This is a genomic window from Colwellia psychrerythraea 34H, from assembly GCF_000012325.1.
GTDB classification, from domain to species: Bacteria; Pseudomonadota; Gammaproteobacteria; order Enterobacterales; family Alteromonadaceae; genus Colwellia; species Colwellia psychrerythraea_A.
The window spans coordinates 3725504-3743436 of sequence record NC_003910.7 but is presented as its reverse complement, the minus strand read 5'-3'; the positions used below and the strand labels follow the sequence as shown (position 1 = coordinate 3743436).

Below are 17933 nucleotides of genomic sequence, written 5' to 3'. Positions count from 1 at the left end.
AGTAAATAACCTGAATTTATCTGGAAAAGTTTTAACCGTAACTAGAGCAACAGAGATATTTATTTATTCAGAATAGAGGGTTTTTCACTCTTGATTACTTGGGATAACCAGCGGGTAAAAGCGACCATGGGAGCATAGTTAAGTTTGTCATTGGGGGTGACTAAGTAATAGCCATTATCGGTACGTTGGGGTTTATTGCAAATCACCTGTAACTCACCACGTTGCAATTCACTTTCAACCAAAAACTTCGGCAATAAGGCCACGCCTAATCCTGCCACAGCAGCATTAGTTACTATGGAGAACTGCTCAAAATGCATGTCTTGTAGTGTTTTTTTCTTTGGCTGTTCTTTTGTTGTTGAGTCGACATTATGTTCATCAAACCAGTGCTGCCAAGCATTAGGCCGGGTTGCGATATGCAATAGCGGTAAATTAATTAAACGGGCACAAACATTATCGACCTTTGCCAATTCAGCCTGTTCGAATAATTTAGGTGAGCATACAGGTACGCTTTCTTCGGCCATTAAAAAAGTACAGTTGGCTTGCGACCAATCCGCTTTGCCAAAATGAATAGCGCAATGAATATCCTCATGAGAAAAATCAAATTGTGACAGCTTACATACCGTATTGATGGTGATTCGTGGGTGTTTTGCTAAAAAATCAGCCAGTCTTGGCATTAACCACCGAGAGCCAAACGTGGGTAATATCGCAATATTAAGTATGCCACCATCGGGGTTTGTCATGAGGTTTAGTGTTGCAGAACGAATATGACTTAATGCCGAATTGACTTCTTTAGCGTAGGTTTTTCCGGCTTCGGTCAGCGATATATTCTGTTTATGACGATGAAATAAATTAACACTTATCTGCATCTCTAGTGCATTCACTTGGCGGCTAATAGCCCCTTGCGTTAATGCTAAATCTTTTGCTGCCGCAGTAAAACTGCCTGTTCTTGCTGCAGCATCAAAGGCGGCCAACATACTGGTACTGGGTAATGATTTTTTAGATTGAGGACTTTCAGTAGGCAGTGAGTTCATTGGCTAAATAGTTCATTAGGTATGGTTAATTGGGTAATAGCTTAATATTGAGCGGTTTTTACATGCTTGTCAGTATAGCTAAGGGAAGGTTTCACTTTATTACTTAACATCAAACTAACGCTATAAATTAACGCAATAAAGGCATTCTTTTATTAAGGTTATTACCAAAGCTCATGACTTGGTGATTTTTACTCGTTTGATTCACGTCGCGCTTTCTTTGAAAATCACATCATAAAATATTTATTCGACCTCAATCTTTAACTTATCACCTTATAAAAAAGCGTGAACTCATCAATGTATTGAGCTTCTGCTAGAGAGCCTTATTATGACCGATTCCACCTCTAAAATTTCAGTAAGTAAAGCGCAGCATATTGATGTTGCGGTACTTAACCCAAAACAGCTTGATCCTAAGTTAGATGGCAATGTTCATGTTCGAAATAGTGGTATTAGTGATGTGAGCGAAATTGATATTAACGACATGATGGACGTATATCACTACAGTGATGATGTGCGTAAAACGATTAAAGATGAACAGCTACTGTCACCAGGTTTACTTAGCCGTTTACATGCGTCGTACCCACAGCATTCAGGCTTGCTAGATAAAGAAGCGCATATGTTCGATGAGAAAGATCAATACACAGGGCTTTCAGGCTTTCGCCGTGTGGTTGAAATTCTTGTAGCTAATAATATTGATATTGGTGATATTGAAGAGCGGGAACTTTTTATTGAGGTTTACCGATTTTTAGCCACTAAGCACAGTTTAAATAGCATTGACTGGACTAACTTTTATGAAGATTCTGTTTTTCAGTTAGTGATGCCACAACCTAATATGATTAACAAAATTACGGTGGCTGAATACTTAGCGGCAAGCGTGGCAGAGAAAAAAGTCATTGTTGAAGAATACCAAGAGAAAACCAGTCCGCATGATGGTAACCAACAACTCAATAAACCTTGGTTTGAAAACGAGCAAGGTGAAATAGAGTTTCTTGATGGTAGTCAGCATAAATATCCTCAGTGTCAGTTGATTTTTGATAAAACCACCCAAAACTGCTTTTCGTTTTGTACTTACTGTTTCCGTCATGCGCAAGTTCGTGGTGATGAAGATATGTTTATCCAAAAAGAAATTGACCAAATTCATCGTTACTTAAAAGTGCATGAAGAAGTCACTGATATGTTAATTACCGGTGGCGATGGCGGTTATATGCCTGCTAGTCGTTTTGAGCAATATGTCACGCCATTATTGGAAGACCGAGACTTATTGCACATAAAAACGGTTCGCCTTGCTACACGTGCGTTAACTTTCCAACCAGAAATGATTTTAAGCAGTAAGTACGACAAGATGTTAGCCGTATTTGATAAAATGCATGATAATGGTATTCAATTGGCATGGATGGCGCACTTTTCTACGCCACGTGAATTGTTAAACCCAACCACTATTGCCGCTATTCGTCGCTTGCAGCGTCACGGTGTGGTTATTCGTAGTCAAAGCCCAATGATGAATCACATCAGTTTATTCGAGAACAAAGATGGCTCAATTGATATCGATCGCAGCGCGCAAAACTGGATAGATTTATCTAATATCCTAGGGACTATGTTAATTAGTTTTCACTCTATGTATTGCGCCAGACCGACAGGTGAACATCATTATTTTACTGCGCCGCTTAGTGCCGTTAGTCAAATATTTGATAAAATATACCGTGAATTACCGTCGATTAACCGCCCATCTCGTCATCTTTCTATGACCACTTCTGCAGGGAAAATCTCGATAATGGGTGAATGTGAAGTTGGCGGAGAACGAGCCTTTGCTTTGATGTTCACCGAAGGGCGTAACATGAAATGGATGGACAAAGTATTTTTAGCTAAATATGATGAAACCACTAATGATGTGAAATTACTCAAACCGTTTGATACCGACAAGTTTTTCTTTGAAGAAGAGTTGGCCACGATTGAACATGATTTAGCGACAGCATTAACCAATCGATTAAAACCATAGATTTAACTTACAGAGTAGAGTTATAAAATAAAAGATTAATGCTAGTAACACGCTAATTTTGACTTTTGAATCAGCTCAAATAAAAGCCCTGTTGAATTAGCAGGGCTTTTATATTTTAAACTCAGCTTGAACCTAATTATCTCAATTTGACTAAACTCTGCTTAATACAACTAAGTTGGGACATATTCAGTGCTAAGCTATGTCGCAAGATATTTTTTAGGCGAACAACCTAACTGTTTTTTAAAGGCGGTTATAAAGGCCGATGTAGATTCATAACCTAGCTCAAAAGCAATATCGACAAGTCGCGCATTGCTGTTTAGTAATTCTAATGACTTTAATATTCTCAGCTTTTGCTTCCATCGGCTAAAGCCCATGCCATAATTTTGATTAAATAATCTATTCAAGGTACGACTTGAAGCACCTACTTTAAGCGCCCATTGCTCAATAGTTAATTTATTTGCGGGTTCTTGATTCAAAGTTTCAATGATAGGAAAAAGTCTTTTATCTTGAATAGTTGGCATAAAAAGCTCATTACTTTTAGCTATTGCTAAGCGGTCCAATAATACCAGTAGAAAACGCTGTGTCTCTTCCGTTTCTTCATAGTCTTCAGACCAGTTTGAGATCTCTAATATCAATGACTTTAATAAAGGGTCAACTGTTAACGGGCGTACTTTATCCCCTAACATTTCACTCAAAACCGGGTCGAAATATAAACTACGGTAACTGACTTTATTTTTGCAAAAGTGTTGATGAGCCATGCCTGGTGGCAGCCACAATGCTTGTTCTGGCGGAATAACAAAAATACCTGCATCGGTTTCAATATGCATAACACCAACACATGAGTAAGAAAGCTGTGACCACGGGTGGGAGTGACTAGTGATCTGAGTCATAGGTTTAAATTCTGCTGACAAGGGTAATACCGAGCGAGGTAAACTTGAATAAAGCCTGTTAGAGCTTTTTTGATGCCATATACCTTTTGTCTGAATTGATAAACTAACTGTCATAATTGTCGCTATTGGTCATATTAAAATCATCATATAATGGTCATTGTAGTGACACAAGCCGAACGTTATAAAAGAGCTTGGATAGTTATTAATTTTTTTACACTTATTTACTCTTGGTGAACTACTTCATATGAGTTATCAAGTGTTAGTCACCTAGCGTTAGTTAATTAAGGCAATAGACCCACATGGAAAAAGTAACCGCAGAAAAAGCAATTCCACTTATAGCAGAGCAGGGTAATAAGTGGCATAGTCCCTTTGTTTTCTTAGCTATTGCTAGCATTGTAATGTCAGTTACTTTTGCTGGTTGGATGGCTATGCTCAATAATTTTGTTATTGAACAAGCTGCGTTTACGGGGGCTGAAATAGGCATGTTACAGTCTTTAAGAGAAATTCCCGGTTTCTTAGCATTTACCGCAATTTTTGTTTTATTGGTGTTTACCGAACAAGTATTTGCGTTGATTTCTTTGTGTCTATTATCCATAGGGGTTGCGGTTACAGGACTCTTCCCCAGTATTTACGGCCTTTATGCAACTACTGTATTGATGTCGATTGGTTTTCACTATTACGAAACCTTGAATACCTCATTAAGCTTACAGTGGTTTAAAAAAGATGAGGCTGCGGAAAAGCTTGGTCAATTAATGTCAATAAAATCTGCTGCTTCACTGACTTGTTACGCCTTGATTTGGTTGGGCTTCAGTGTTTTTGCTACTAGTTATCAAGTGATGTACCTATTTTTTGGTTTGAGTGGTTTATTACTGACGTTATGGTTGGCATTCTCTATGCCTAAGTTTGTAATGGATCATCCACAGCATAAAAAAATAATTTTAAGAAAACGTTATAGCTTGTATTACTTGCTGACTTTTTTAGCGGGCGCGCGCAGGCAGATATTTGTTGTTTTTGCTGGTTTTCTTATGGTTGAAAAGTTTGGCTACAGTGTTCAGGAAATTACAGTTTTGTATATGATTAACCATGTAATTAACTTCTTTTTAGCACCGAAAATAGGCCTTTGGATTGCAAAAGTAGGAGAGCGTAAAGCGCTGACTCTTGAGTATTTAGGCCTAATTACTATCTTTGTTGGTTATGCGCTGGTTGAATCTGCCAATGTGGCTGCTGTGCTTTACGTAGTAGACCACTTGTTTTTCGCAATGGCTATTGCTTTAAAAACTTACTTTCAAAAAATAGCAGACCCTAAAGATATTGCTTCAAGTGCAGGGGTTAGCTTTAGCATTAATCATATTGCCGCTGTTGTTATTCCTGCTACTTTTGGTTTAATTTGGCTTTATGATCATACGTTAGTATTTTATGCGGGTGCATTTATCGCATTACTCTCTTTAGCGGCTAGTCGCTTTGTTAATACTGACAAGTATTCGCCATCAAACGTTTCTGATTAAAGCTTTTCATTCAAGCTCATAATTATACGAACTACTGATAGAGAAAACTGACTTGCCGATGTAGAGAGCCGCTTCAACTCAAGTCACTTTTTCGTTTCAACAACGCTCTTGGCGAGGGGAGTTAGTCTTTATTAGTCTTGCTATCTGAAATGCGCAAGTGTTCTTGTTCAATATCTGATAGCGCGGCTTTTAAAAAGTGATAAAAACTTTGAATGCGGGCGCTATGCTTTAAATCTTTATGATAAACGAACCAGATAGACTCACCGTTTTTGGGAATGTCTAAGTCGATTTTAACCATAGATGGATTTAGGCTTGCTTGGTGATCGCTTAAAGGACCAATGCCCATACCTGCGATAACCGCGTCGTGAATATCAGAAAAGTTGTTACTTTGAAAAACTATTCTGTTTTTATCTATTTTATCAACAATGTAATTAACAAAAGGGATGCGGTATTTCTCAGGTGTTGGTAATACCCATTGGTGATCGTTAAACTCATTGATAGTTTTAGGCTGACCAAATTCATCGATGTAATCTTGTGTCGCATGATAGGCCGTCTCTAGTTTAATTAGATTTTTAACGACCAGGTCAACACCAACAGGGCTTGGACCTGCTCTTAAGGAGACATGCGCAGCACCTGAATCGAGCGGTACAATATCATCTGTAGAGATAAGTTTAAGGCGGATTTTTGGGTACTTAGCTCGAAATGCTTTTAATGCGGGTGTGATCACAGGAGAGAATGAACTTACTGTGGTGATCCTGAGTTCGCCACTAATATCACCCTCTACATTTTGTAGTTTATTTTCTAAACTAGAAAATTTTGCCAGCATCTCGGGCATTTCATCCATTAAAACACAACCAGCATCGGTAAGCTTATAACCTCGTTGGTGGCGAATAAATAGTTTCACTTCAAGCGCTTGCTCTAATTGATTGATGCGTCTTAATACGGTGGCATGGTTTATTCGTAATGATACGCCTGCTCTACTTAAGCTACCATCAAGTGCGACTTGATACGCTATTTTATAATCATCCCATGAAGTCTCTTTCATATTACACCCTATATAAAATGCATTTAGTTGTGCATATTTGCACAATAGTTTCGCATTTATTGTTATTTTTTAATAGGTTTTAGTTCGCTATAGTAGCTTTAACAATTTGACAAGGATATTGTTAGCTTTTTAAATAAAGCGTTAACACAAAAGATAGATTACACCATGAGTAATAGCATATTAAAGAATACTGAAAACAGCTATGGCCTTATTGCCATTATGTTTCATTGGCTTATGGCAATAAGCATCTTTTCCTTATTTGGCTTAGGTCTTTATATGGTTGAACTAACTTACTACGATGCTTGGTACAAAGGTTCGTTAGATTTACATAAGAATATTGGTATGACGCTTTTCGTCGCATTGATGCTAAGAATCGTTTGGCGTGTGGTTAATGTTACGCCAAAAAATGCTGATAGATCTGCAAGTGAAATTGAAGTTAAAGCGGCCCATTATGCGCATTTAGCACTTTATGGCTTGATGGTAGTGTTGATGATAAGTGGCTATTTAATCTCAACGGCAGATGGCAGAGCGATTGATGTTTTCGGTTTACTATCGATACCAGCATTGCCAATAGATTTTGCTAACCAAGAAGATATTGCAGGTATTATTCATGAAGTTTTAGCATGGATCTTAATTTTACTCAGTGCTGGTCATGCACTTGCCGCATTTAAACATCACTTTATTAATAAAAATGATACCTTAGTACGGATGGTCAAAGTACTACCTAGAAAATAACTAATTAATTATGTATCTAAAAACAATCTAAAAAATATCGAACTAAATCAATAAATAAAGAACTAATTAACTTACCTAATATAGACGCAACTAAGTTAACGCATTCAATATTAATTTACACTTCATTCTTATTAATTTGAGAAAAGACAAGGAACATCACATGAAAAAGACATTAATTACCACCACACTAGCAACCACGTTATTAGCAAGCTCATTATTTGCCGCTATAGCGCCAAACACAGCACTTGCCGCCGATTATAAAGTCGACGTGAAAGGTGCACATGCCTTTGTACAATTTAAAATTAAGCATCTTGGGTATAGCTGGTTATTAGGTCGTTTTAATACCTTTGATGGCGATTTTTCTTATGATGACAAGTCACCTAACAGTGCAAAAATTAATATCGAAATAGATACTAAAAGTATTGACTCGAATCATGCAGAACGTGATAAGCATCTTAAAAGCGAAGACTTCTTAAACGTTAGCAGCTTCCCAAAAGCAACTTTTGTTAGTAATAATATTAAATTTAGTGACGATGAAAACGCGATTGTTACAGGTGAATTTACCTTGAAAGGCGTGACTAAGACTATTTCATTTCCCGTTGTAAAAATTGGTGAAGGGCAAGATCCTTGGGGCGGCTATCGTGCTGGTTTCTCTGGTACTACTAGCTTTAAATTAGCCGATTATGGTATTACCTATAATTTAGGTCCAGCCTCAACGCAGGTTGAAATGGCATTACATATTGAAGGCGTAAGAATCTAGTCCAGAATTATTTCAACTACCTATCTTGAAGCCAGCTTATTGCTGGCTTTTTTAATTGCTCCCGTAATTATTATCCTGTAGTAAATAATCCTATTGCGGTTAATCAAATAAAATTAATTGAAACGTTATTATCCTCTTACCTTTTATTTTCTTGCATTGTTTTTTGCAAAAACCATCTCAATTTGAAAATACCAACATCAGTGTTGAACTTGTCTAAATAGATAGAGTATTGCCACGACTACCATAAATAAAGGGCTAAGGTTGTTAGAAGTTATTTCCTTACGTCTTGGTATATCAATTGCAGTTTAGCTATTAGTTAGGGCTTACTCGTTTGAACTGAACATAGCAAACTCTATTCAGTTACTTCCTTTTATATTTTCCAAGGTCAGGAGATCATATGTTAAAAGAAAAAAGTGTTCTCATAGTAGATGATGAAATAGGTGTTAGACAGGCGTTAAAAAGAGGTATACACCGTCAATTTAACAGGGAAGAAAATAGAGTTTCTATTAATGAGGCGAGCAACGGTAAAGAAGCAATAGCTTTGGCAAATAGTTTTCTTCCTGATTTGATTATAATGGATATGCGCATGCCCATAATGGATGGATTAAAAGCTTGCAGTATTTTAAGAAACGACAGTAAGTTTTCTGCGACTAAGATCATTATGCTAACGTGTGAAATATCTGAGGAAAGTGCAGGTTTACTCGCGGGTGCTGACGATTACATTATCAAACCTTTTGATATAAAAGCCTTACTTATTCGTGTAGAGAATGGCTTATTTAAGCAAAGAGCAGTTGATACTACAGCCGATATTGAAAGTGATGGTGTTTTAACTAAAAATCTTTTTGTTGAGTGTTGGTTAGACTATGAAATTGCACGAGCACGGCGCTTCCAGCATTCCTTAAGTTTGCTTATGATAAAAATAGAAACAATTGATAGAAAAGCATCATTTTTAAGTAAAGATAGAGAAGTGACAACGCTCTTAAAGCGCCGTAAATCAGACCTTTTAATAAAGTGGGGGGAAAATACCTTTGCTATTTTACTTATCGAAACGAGTGCCGATGATGCTATCTTACTGGCTAAGCGTATTAGCTGGTTAGCCAAAAAGAGCCCTAATCTTGCTCAGCCTAGTTTAGGTATTGCAAATTTAGAGGGTAGTCTCACTAATGATTTGATCATCAATGCTGAACATTCTTTAGCTGCATCAATATGTACCGGAAAAATTGTATTAAATAGGCTGGTCGTCAACCTTTAGTATAGTCACTTTTTTGTGTTTCTTCGCGCTAGGAAGAAGCTACAAAATATACCTTTTTACTTGGTATTACTCGTCATATGTTTGTTATGGTAACTTTGCTACAAATATTGTAGCATGATGTTTTACCATTTGTAGTAGTGACTATGACAATACCACTCCCTGGATTAGAAGTACGCGGTTCTAAAACTGGTAAACCTATTATGGCATTACTCGATTTACTAGGGCGAACGTGGTCGTTAGGTATTATTTGGAATTTACATAGTGGTCCTGCAACGTTTAGAGAATTACAGCAACGTTGTGAGAAAATTTCGCCTACCTTGTTAAATACTCGATTAAAAGAACTCAAAACACTGCAGCTTGTCGAATGCCAAGAAGCGGGTTATCAATTGACCCATCAAGGTCTTGACTTATTTGATATTATTTCTCCATTAGGAAGTTGGTCTTCTCAATGGGCACAAGGACTTAAGGAAGACAGTAAATAATGACATTAGCGTATGGCAATATGCCGTTAGATAGAGGGACTAATCAACGAAAAAATAAGCGCTGGTTAGCTACAGAATTTACCCGTGAAGATACTTTATTTTGCGTTATTAATGATGGTCAATGTCTCTTTGAAGAAGGCGATATTCTTTCGCCAATTTATCTTAGCAAGTCACAAGTGCCCACGGTAAGTGTTGATAGTTGCATTTATTTAGGTAAAGGGCACTTAAGCAAGAGAAAACTTGGTCTCGAAAGCATAGAAAATGACCGTTTAACTATTACTATTACCGGTAATAGTAATAGTATCCAGGCATCAGCTATTGCAATTTTTGCTATCGATTTTGATAAATTACGCTTTTCTACACAAGAAATATTAGGTGAAATGGGCCAATGGCAAGGGCTTAGAAAAGTGACGGCCAGTTTATCAGCCATTGATGCTTCAATATTAGCGTTAGCCAAAGGTTTGGTGCATTGGCATATAAGCCATCAATTTTGTGGTCAATGTGGGCATGCAAATCGTTCAGTTGAAGCTGGACACGCGAGGCGTTGCTCAGATTGTCGAAATATGAGCTTTCCACGTACCGATCCTGCAGTGATCATGTTGGTAGAAAAAATGTTTGCCGATGGTATTCCACGTTGTTTATTAGGTAGGCAAGCTAGCTGGGCTGAGGGAATGTATTCAACGCTAGCCGGTTTTGTTGACCCTGGTGAAACGCTCGAGCAAGCGGTCATTAGAGAAGTTGTTGAAGAAACGGCGATACATGTTGAAAAGCCACACTATATTACCTCACAGCCTTGGCCATTTCCTGCCTCGATAATGTTGGGATTTACCGCCGTTGCGACTTCAGAAAAAATTGATATTAGCCAAGATGATTTAGAAGATGCCCAGTGGTTTTCACGCGAGCAACTTGTCAATTTTGGCATTAATAATTCAGTTATAGCAGAGGACGGTGGCGCTGAGAAACCACAATATAAAATGAGTAGTGGTGATTCGATTTCGTCTTATTTGGTCACGGCATGGAAGAATAAGGAAATAGGGCAGTATTAGTAGCAAGCAAGCAAGCAAGACACTAAAACTAAAGTGAACAACAGCTAAAATCTTTTATAGGCTCAAAAAAAGAGCGGCTAATTAATAATTAGCCGCTCTTTTTATTTACATAGTTTTTTATCGCTTGAGTTATTGCTTGAGTTACCGCATCTTGCGATAGCTTTCATGTAATATATCACTGAAGGTATTTACTGTGTATTCTCACTGTATTTTTCACTATATCGCTCAATGACCATCGCAATGCCTTGGCCAACACCAACACACATAGCGCAGAGAGCATAACGTTTACCACTGCGCTCAAGCTGCTTCGTTGCCGTAATTAATAAACGTGTGCCACTCATGCCTAATGGATGACCCAGCGCAATGGCGCCGCCTTGTGGGTTTAAACGTGCATCATCATCTTTAAGACCCAATTCACGCGCACTGGCAAGTGCCTGTGCAGCAAAAGCTTCGTTGAACTCAATAATGTCCATATCATCAATACTAAGGCCTAAACGTTTTAATAGTTTGGCACTCGCTGGCGCGGGGCCAATACCCATAATTTCAGGAGTAACACCAATAACAGCAGAGCCAAGTATTCTCGCTTTTGGTGTTAAGCCATTTGCTAAAGCCGCTTCTTTACTCGCGAGAATAACCGCTGCAGCACCATCATTTACGCCAGAAGTATTACCTGCAGTGACTGAGCCTCCTTCTCGAAAGGGGGCTTTGAGGCTTGCTAGTTTATCTAACGGGCTAAGACGTAAATGTTCATCTTTTTCAACAATGACATCATCACCGCGACGTTTTGCAATAACCACAGGGACTATTTCTTCGGCAAATCGGCCGTCTTCTTGTGCGGCTTTTGCTTTACTTTGACTAGCAAAAGCGAATTTGTCTTGAGCTTCACGACTAATGTTAAATTGCTCAGCCACATTTTCTGCCGTTTCAGGCATAGAGTCTGTGCCATAGGCGGTGTGCAGTTTTTGATTAACAAAGCGCCAGCCTAATGTTGTATCGAATAATTCAGCACTGCGTGAAAAAGCCGCTTCAGCTTTAGCCATTACCATAGGTGCGCGCGACATGCTTTCGACACCGCCTGCAATTAACATATCCGCCTCGCCAGCTTTAATCGCATTTGTTGCCATCGCAATAGCATTCATACCTGAGCCACATAAACGGTTAATGGTGCAACCAGCGACTTGAGTTGGATAGCCTGCTAATAAAAGTGCCATACGAGAGACGTTGCGATTGTCTTCACCTGCCTGGTTGGCACAGCCCAAAATAACATCGTCTACTTGGGTTAAGTCTAATGTTGGGTTTCTGTCTTTTAATGCTTTAAGTGGAATAGCCGCTAGGTCATCGGCGCGCACTGATGATAAAGCACCAGCATATTTTCCAATTGGCGTGCGTACGCCGTCACAGATATATACGTCTTTCATTCTTTATTTCCTTTGTAGGTTTCACTCCTTCGCTATTTGAATCATTTCGTTGTCAAAAGTACTGATACCAATCAAATTAACCACTAATTAATCTAATTGGTATTATTGACCAACGTCAATTCCGTGCTTTTTTCTTGAAATTAGTTCAATTATCTTTGAGTTCAATTCGTTACTTTATCAATTATTTATTTTGAGTTATTCCCGAGTTTACAATAGGGAGTCAAGTTATTTCAACGCTAAGATTTCGGCTTTAGATACAAACCAAATAACAAAGCATGTTATGCCATTTCTGGTTTTATCAGTTCAAAGCCATCTTTTAATGCACAGACTAAATGATCTATTTCTTTTTTAGTCATGGCGGTTGATAACGTTGCAGTGCAAGTATTTATCATCATAATGCCATTATCGAATAAATGATCGAGTAATTTAGTGATTAATTGGCTTTCTTTTTTATCAACATAGCCGTCACGGTAGTTTTTAGGCGGCTGTGCTTTGAGGTGTATTCTAAACATACTACCTGCGCCAGTCACACATGCCTTAATGCCTACATCAGACATCGCCTGTGTAATCGCTTCTCTTGCATAACTGGCAAGTTGATTCAGTTTGGTAACGGCTGCTTGATCAAAGTCTTTCATGGCGGCTAAACCTGCTGTCATGGTAATTGGATTAGCCGAGAAAGTACCTGAGTGGGGTAATAAAACCTTAGGCTCAGTTGGATCGAGGACTTTCATCACCTTATCACAACCTGCTAAAGCGCCTGCAGGGAAACCACCACCAATTACTTTTCCCATCGCGGTTAAATCTGGCGCAACATCATAGTTTTGTTGGGCACCACTGTAATTAGTTCTAAAGGTAATGACTTCATCGAATACTAACAGTGATTTATTATCACGAGTCCACTGATGTAATGCATTAATAAATGCATTGCTGGCGGGAATTAAACCAACACGATGAGGTAATAAATCAACTAAAATACAGGCAATGTCATCTTTGTGTTGATCTAAGATTTTAATCGCTCGCTCAGGATCATTAAAAGGGATCACTACAACATCTTCTAATGCTTTTGGCGGAGTACCTACCGCTACAGGAATGCTATTTGGTTTATCAAGTTCACCCCAATTATTTGGGGTTGCTGTTTGGCTTACTTCAGCATAATCGTATGCACCATGGTAAGCACCTTCAACTTTGGCTATTTTAGCTTTACCTGTATAGGCACGTGATGCTTTTAACATTGCCATAACCGCTTCGGTTCCCGAATTTACAAACCTAATTTTATCGAAGCTAGGTACTCGATCGCATAAAAGCTGAGCATAGTTAACCTCAGCTTCAGTTGCCATGGTAAAACAACTGCCTTTAGCGAGTTGCTCTGTTACGGCATCAACAATTGCCGGGTAGGCGTGACCATGAATTAATGACGCCATGTTATTAGCAAAGTCGATGCGCGTAACACCTTCTACATCGGTAACATAACAACCTTCACCTTTGTCAGCGTAAAATGGATAGGGTTTTCTAAAAATGGTATTACGACTAACACCTCCAGGTAATACTTTCAGCGCTTTGTTAAATAGTTTTTCGCTTTTATTTGCCATTACTGCTTCGCCTTATACTGTGTACTTCTGACTGGCTTATTAGAGCTATTAACGGTTTTATTATTTGCAACTTCATCTTTTTGAGTCAGCCCATTAAGTAGCGCTACCCCTGTACGTTCTTGTACGTAATCAAAGCTAATACCGGGCGCTAGCTCTATAAGTACTAAACCGTTTGCTGTGACATCAATGACACATAAATCGCTATAAATACGATTAACAACTTGTTGTCCGGTGAGCGGGAAAGTACATTCAGGTAATATTTTAGCTGCCCCATTTTTGGTAGTGTGTTGGGTAATAATGTAGATGGTTTTAACACCCGCCACTAAGTCCATAGCACCGCCCACGGCGGGAATTGCATCAACAGCGCCGGTTGACCAATTGGCTAAATCGCCTTTCATTGAAACTTGCATAGCACCTAGCACACAAACATCTATATGATTGCCGCGGATCATGGCAAAGCTATCACCATGATGAAAATATGAAGCACCAGGAATAGCTGTTATTGCTTTTTTACCGGCATTGATTAAATCAGCATCAAACTCTTCATCGCTGGGAGAATTTCCCATGCCAAGTAAACCGTTTTCTGTGTGATAGATAACTTCTCTGCCATCAGGAACATATTGAGCGACTTTTTCTGGAATACCTATGCCAAGGTTTACATAGCTGCCATCTTCAATATCTTGTGCACAGCGTTGCGCCATTTGTTCTCGGTTCCAGCCAACTTGTGTCGTGGTTTCAAGGTTTTGTTGTTCTGTTAGTTGGCTCATGCTTGTGTTTCTCCGACATTTATCTTTTCTAGGTTACTTGGTGAAACGTTATTTTGTGCAGTGTTCTTTGCCGTCGGATTCTTTGTTGCTGGGGTTTTTGTTACTGGGCTTTTTGTTACTGGGTAAGTAATACCGTCTTTCACTAGTTGAGATTCTTGTTGAGGTTGAGTCACCTCAATTAACGCATTAACGAATATGCCGGGGGTAATGACGTTTTCGGGATCAAGATCACCCAATTCAACCATATTATTAACTTGCACTAAGGTGTTTGTTGCTGCCATGGCCATAATTGGCGCAAAGTTACGGGCAGTTTTGTTAAAGGTTAAATTACCGTATCTATCCGCTTGCTTGGCTTTGATAAGAGCGAAATCTGCTTTTAGGCTACGCTCCATAACATAATCATCGCCTTCAAAATTTCGCAGTTCTTTACCGTCCGCAAGTGGTGTTCCAACCGATGTTTTGGTGTAAAAAGCAGGGATCCCAGCGCCACCAGCACGAATTCGTTCGGCTAACGTTCCTTGAGGAACAAGTTCTAGATCAATTTTTCCACTGCGATATAACTCGGGAAAAACTAAAGAATTAGCCGTGCGCGGGTAGGAGCAGATCATTTTAGCCACTTGACCATTTTCAATTAGGGCAGCTAAACCTACTCGGCCACTGCCAGTATTGTTATTAATGACGGTTAAGTTCTTTGCACCATGATCTATTAATGCGTGAATTAACTCTATTGGGCTACCTGCTTCACCAAAACCACCAATCATTACCGTATCGCCGTCCTTTATATCGGCAACCGCACTGGCGCAACTCGCTACTCTTTTATCTATCATTTCGCACTACTCATATCATGTTCGTGTTATACCAAACGGAGCAATAAATTAGTCCTATTGAATTATTTAAGGATCTAGGTTATTTCATCTGGCAGTTATTTAACGTTAGCTAATGTAAAGTTAACTAAAACAAGTTGTGCGCTATGCGAACACTTGTTAGTATGCCGAACATTAGTGTAGGTTTGAGATTATTCAATGTCAAAGCAAGAACAAGAAAAACATGATGGTGATCAAGTTATGATCAAATCAACCGAAATTGTACAATCATTACTCAAAGGTTTGGTGGTGATTCAGGCCTTTGATCAACAAAGACCCACGATGACCTTGTCTGAAGTTGCGACCGCTACAGGTTATACGCGCGCAGCAGCAAGACGATTTCTACTAACCTTAGTTAGTGAAGGTTATGCTAAGCAAGAGGGAAAGCAGTTTTCGTTAACGGCGAAAATACTCAAGTTGGGTTTTTCATACCTTGCTTCTCAAGATGTTTGGCAAAGCGCAAAACCTTTGATGCAACAGTTAGTTGAGCAACTTAATGAGTCTTGCTCGGCAGCGGTATTAGACGGTGAAGATGTTGTCTACGTTGGGCGGGTTGCTACCACTAAACGCATCATGTCTGTTAGTTTAAATGTAGGTACTCGCTTACCGGCATTTGCAACCTCATTAGGTCGTGTACTGTTAGCGGACCTGAAAGATGAAGTATTAAATGACTTTTTAACAACCTGTCGCATAGAGCAATATACTGCCTTCACCCTTACTAACAAGGCGGAATTAGCCGCAGAAATTACACGGGTAAATCAGCAAGGTTATTCTTTGGTAGAACAAGAATTAGAGCTGGGCTTAACCTCTATTTCTGTCCCCGTACGAAATCAAGCAGGAAAAGTGCTTGGTGCGTTAAGTATCAGCACGCATATTTCTCAAACAACGAGACAGCAAGTATTAACGACCATTTTGCCCACGCTAAAAGCCTGTGCGGCTGCTATTGAACAGCTAACTTATTAAAATACTGGTTGAATATAGCTAGTTATGTTTTAATATATGAAAAGTACTGTAATAAAATACAGTACTCATTGCTGGTATTCTTCGAGAGTATTTGAGCCAGTTTAAGTGAGTAACAATTTAATGAATTTGGTATCAATTATGAACTTTTCCATAGAGCCACAACACCTTTTACCACTCGCACTCACATTAGCATTAGTATTTTTCTTAATGCTGATATGGGTGTTATTTCGATTAAGCAGCATCAAAAATGCAGTGCTAACACAAAATTCTGAGCAAGAAGAGCGTGTTCAAGCATTATTAAGCCAACATTTTTCAGAACAATTGTTACATTTACAGCAAAATTATCAACATGTTAACCAACAACAGTTATCACAAGCCCATGATAAGCAACAACTGCAGTTATCGAATAATATTGAACAGCAAATGGCTGATTTACGTATCAAGCTCATGCGGCAAATTAACGAATTACAAACTCAACTTGCCACCAATCAAAGCCAATCATTAGATCAGGTGATTAATCATCTAAATAATACGGGTCAAGCTAACCGAGAAGAGTTGGCTAAAACACTGGCACAAAGTAGTGATCAAATGAGTAAACGTATAGATGGTTTGACCCTAGCGACCGATAAACGTTTACAAGAGATTAGTGGTCAAGTAGAAAAACGCTTGGCTGAGGGGTTTGAAAAAACCACCAAAACCTTTAGTGATATTTTACAACGTTTGGCGTTAATTGATGACGCGCAGAAGAAAATTACTGAATTATCTACCAACGTAGTTAGCTTGCAAGAAGTACTCAATGATAAGCGCTCACGGGGCGCCTTTGGTGAAGTACAATTAAATAGCTTGATTAGAAATGTATTGCCGGAACAAAGCTTTAAACTTCAACATACGCTATCAAACGGTAAAATTGCCGATTGTGTGCTCTTTTTACCTAAACCAACGGGTAACGTTGTTGTTGACTCTAAATTCCCATTAGAAAACTATCGAAAAATGGTGGATTTTGAAACCCATGAGGCAGAGCGAAAATCAGCTATGCGCCAATTTAAAATAGATATCAAAAAACACATTAATGATATTAGTGATAAGTATTTGATTGATAACGAAACAGCTGATGGCGCTATTATGTTTATTCCTGCAGAAGCGATTTTTGCTGAGATCCATGGTCACCAAAGTGATCTCGTAGAATATGCTAATAAGAAACGCGTTTGGCTGACATCGCCCACGACCTTAATGGCAATATTAACAACCGCACGCTCGGTACTTAAAGATGAGGCGACGCGACAGCAAATTCATATTATTCAGGCACATTTGTCCGATTTAGCGCAAGACTTTAGTCGCTTTAAAGGTCGCTTTGCTAACCTTGCTAGGCATATAGATCAGGCGGCAACGGATGTGAAACAAATACATACCTCGGCAGATAAAATATCTACCCGTTTTGAGAAAATAGAGCAGGTGGATCTCAGTGAAAAAGAATCTTTAGAATTGCTTGACTAAAAGTACTGGCAGGAACATTTTCCTAACTTATCATAGAAACTAGCTACTATTTATCGTCTTTTTGTGTTTTATTGGTTATTGTGATTTATACAAAAAATGA

The 17933-nt window shown here is 38.8% G+C and carries 16 protein-coding genes; 9 read left to right on the top strand and 7 right to left on the bottom strand.

Features of this window, described 5'->3' with window-relative positions:
- Positions 1 to 59: 59 nt before the first annotated feature.
- The gene (locus CPS_RS16105; RefSeq protein WP_011044358.1) at positions 60 to 1031 is read right to left on the bottom strand and encodes a LysR family transcriptional regulator; all 972 of its coding nucleotides are present in this window, start codon (positions 1029 to 1031) and stop codon (positions 60 to 62) included.
- Positions 1032 to 1356: 325 nt separating this feature from the next.
- Here CPS_RS16105 and CPS_RS16100 point away from each other — a divergent pair, with 325 nt between their 5' ends.
- Complete coding sequence (locus CPS_RS16100; RefSeq protein ID WP_011044357.1) at positions 1357 to 3024, top strand: hypothetical protein; 1668 nt, start codon at positions 1357 to 1359, stop codon at positions 3022 to 3024.
- 197 nt (positions 3025 to 3221) lie between these two features.
- On the opposite strand, the gene CPS_RS16095 is transcribed toward CPS_RS16100, so the two are convergent.
- Complete coding sequence (locus tag CPS_RS16095) at positions 3222 to 4028, bottom strand: AraC family transcriptional regulator (protein WP_011044356.1); 807 nt, start codon at positions 4026 to 4028, stop codon at positions 3222 to 3224.
- A 185-nt stretch (positions 4029 to 4213) separates the two neighbouring features.
- On the opposite strand from CPS_RS16095, the gene CPS_RS16090 reads away from it, so the two are divergent.
- Positions 4214 to 5419, top strand: coding sequence for an MFS transporter (locus CPS_RS16090; protein WP_011044355.1), 1206 nt, complete (start codon positions 4214 to 4216; stop codon positions 5417 to 5419).
- 121 nt (positions 5420 to 5540) lie between these two features.
- Here CPS_RS16090 and CPS_RS16085 read toward each other — a convergent pair whose 3' ends face one another.
- Positions 5541 to 6464 (bottom strand): LysR family transcriptional regulator, encoded by a 924-nt coding sequence (locus CPS_RS16085; RefSeq protein ID WP_011044354.1) that lies wholly within the window; start codon positions 6462 to 6464, stop codon positions 5541 to 5543.
- A gap of 165 nt (positions 6465 to 6629) precedes the next feature.
- On the opposite strand from CPS_RS16085, the gene CPS_RS16080 reads away from it, so the two are divergent.
- The 5 genes from CPS_RS16080 to nudC all read left to right on the top strand — a co-directional run bounded on the left by CPS_RS16080 (position 6630) and on the right by nudC (position 10739).
- Positions 6630 to 7199: a cytochrome b gene (locus CPS_RS16080; protein ID WP_011044353.1), complete on the top strand. Its 570-nt coding sequence runs from the start codon at positions 6630 to 6632 to the stop codon at positions 7197 to 7199.
- Between the two features lie 160 nt (positions 7200 to 7359).
- Positions 7360 to 7959 carry a YceI family protein gene (locus CPS_RS16075; protein WP_011044352.1) on the top strand — a complete coding sequence of 200 codons (600 nt, stop codon included), beginning with the start codon at positions 7360 to 7362 and terminating at the stop codon, positions 7957 to 7959.
- Between the two features lie 397 nt (positions 7960 to 8356).
- Entirely contained in the window at positions 8357 to 9211 is an 855-nt protein-coding gene (locus tag CPS_RS16070; RefSeq protein ID WP_011044351.1) for a response regulator, read from the top strand.
- Positions 9212 to 9354: 143 nt separating this feature from the next.
- On the top strand, positions 9355 to 9693 hold the full coding sequence (locus tag CPS_RS16065) for a winged helix-turn-helix transcriptional regulator (protein WP_011044350.1): 339 nt from the start codon (positions 9355 to 9357) through the stop codon (positions 9691 to 9693).
- Positions 9693 to 10739, top strand: a complete 1047-nt coding sequence (gene nudC / locus CPS_RS16060) for an NAD(+) diphosphatase (RefSeq protein ID WP_011044349.1) — start codon at positions 9693 to 9695, stop codon at positions 10737 to 10739. Before CPS_RS16065 ends, nudC begins: the two co-directional genes overlap by 1 nt.
- 188 nt (positions 10740 to 10927) lie before the next feature.
- Here the strand turns inward: nudC and pcaF are convergent, their stop codons facing one another.
- From pcaF to CPS_RS16040, 4 genes are all read right to left on the bottom strand, one after another.
- The gene (gene pcaF / locus CPS_RS16055; RefSeq protein WP_011044348.1) at positions 10928 to 12157 is read right to left on the bottom strand and encodes a 3-oxoadipyl-CoA thiolase; all 1230 of its coding nucleotides are present in this window, start codon (positions 12155 to 12157) and stop codon (positions 10928 to 10930) included.
- Between the two features lie 278 nt (positions 12158 to 12435).
- The gene (locus CPS_RS16050) at positions 12436 to 13746 is read right to left on the bottom strand and encodes an aspartate aminotransferase family protein (RefSeq protein WP_011044347.1); all 1311 of its coding nucleotides are present in this window, start codon (positions 13744 to 13746) and stop codon (positions 12436 to 12438) included.
- On the bottom strand, positions 13746 to 14513 hold the full coding sequence (locus CPS_RS16045; protein WP_011044346.1) for a 3-oxoacid CoA-transferase subunit B: 768 nt from the start codon (positions 14511 to 14513) through the stop codon (positions 13746 to 13748). The genes CPS_RS16050 and CPS_RS16045 overlap by 1 nt, the downstream gene beginning before the upstream one ends.
- A complete protein-coding gene (locus CPS_RS16040) occupies positions 14510 to 15340 on the bottom strand; it encodes a 3-oxoacid CoA-transferase subunit A (RefSeq protein ID WP_011044345.1) in 831 nt (276 codons plus the stop codon). The genes CPS_RS16045 and CPS_RS16040 overlap by 4 nt, the downstream gene beginning before the upstream one ends.
- A 195-nt stretch (positions 15341 to 15535) precedes the next feature.
- Between CPS_RS16040 and CPS_RS16035 the strand changes: the two genes are divergently transcribed.
- Together CPS_RS16035 and rmuC are read left to right on the top strand one after the other, a co-directional pair.
- The gene (locus tag CPS_RS16035) at positions 15536 to 16339 is read left to right on the top strand and encodes an IclR family transcriptional regulator domain-containing protein (protein ID WP_011044344.1); all 804 of its coding nucleotides are present in this window, start codon (positions 15536 to 15538) and stop codon (positions 16337 to 16339) included.
- Between the two features lie 138 nt (positions 16340 to 16477).
- Entirely contained in the window at positions 16478 to 17833 is a 1356-nt protein-coding gene (gene rmuC / locus CPS_RS16030; protein WP_041737103.1) for a DNA recombination protein RmuC, read from the top strand.
- Positions 17834 to 17933 lie beyond the last annotated feature (100 nt).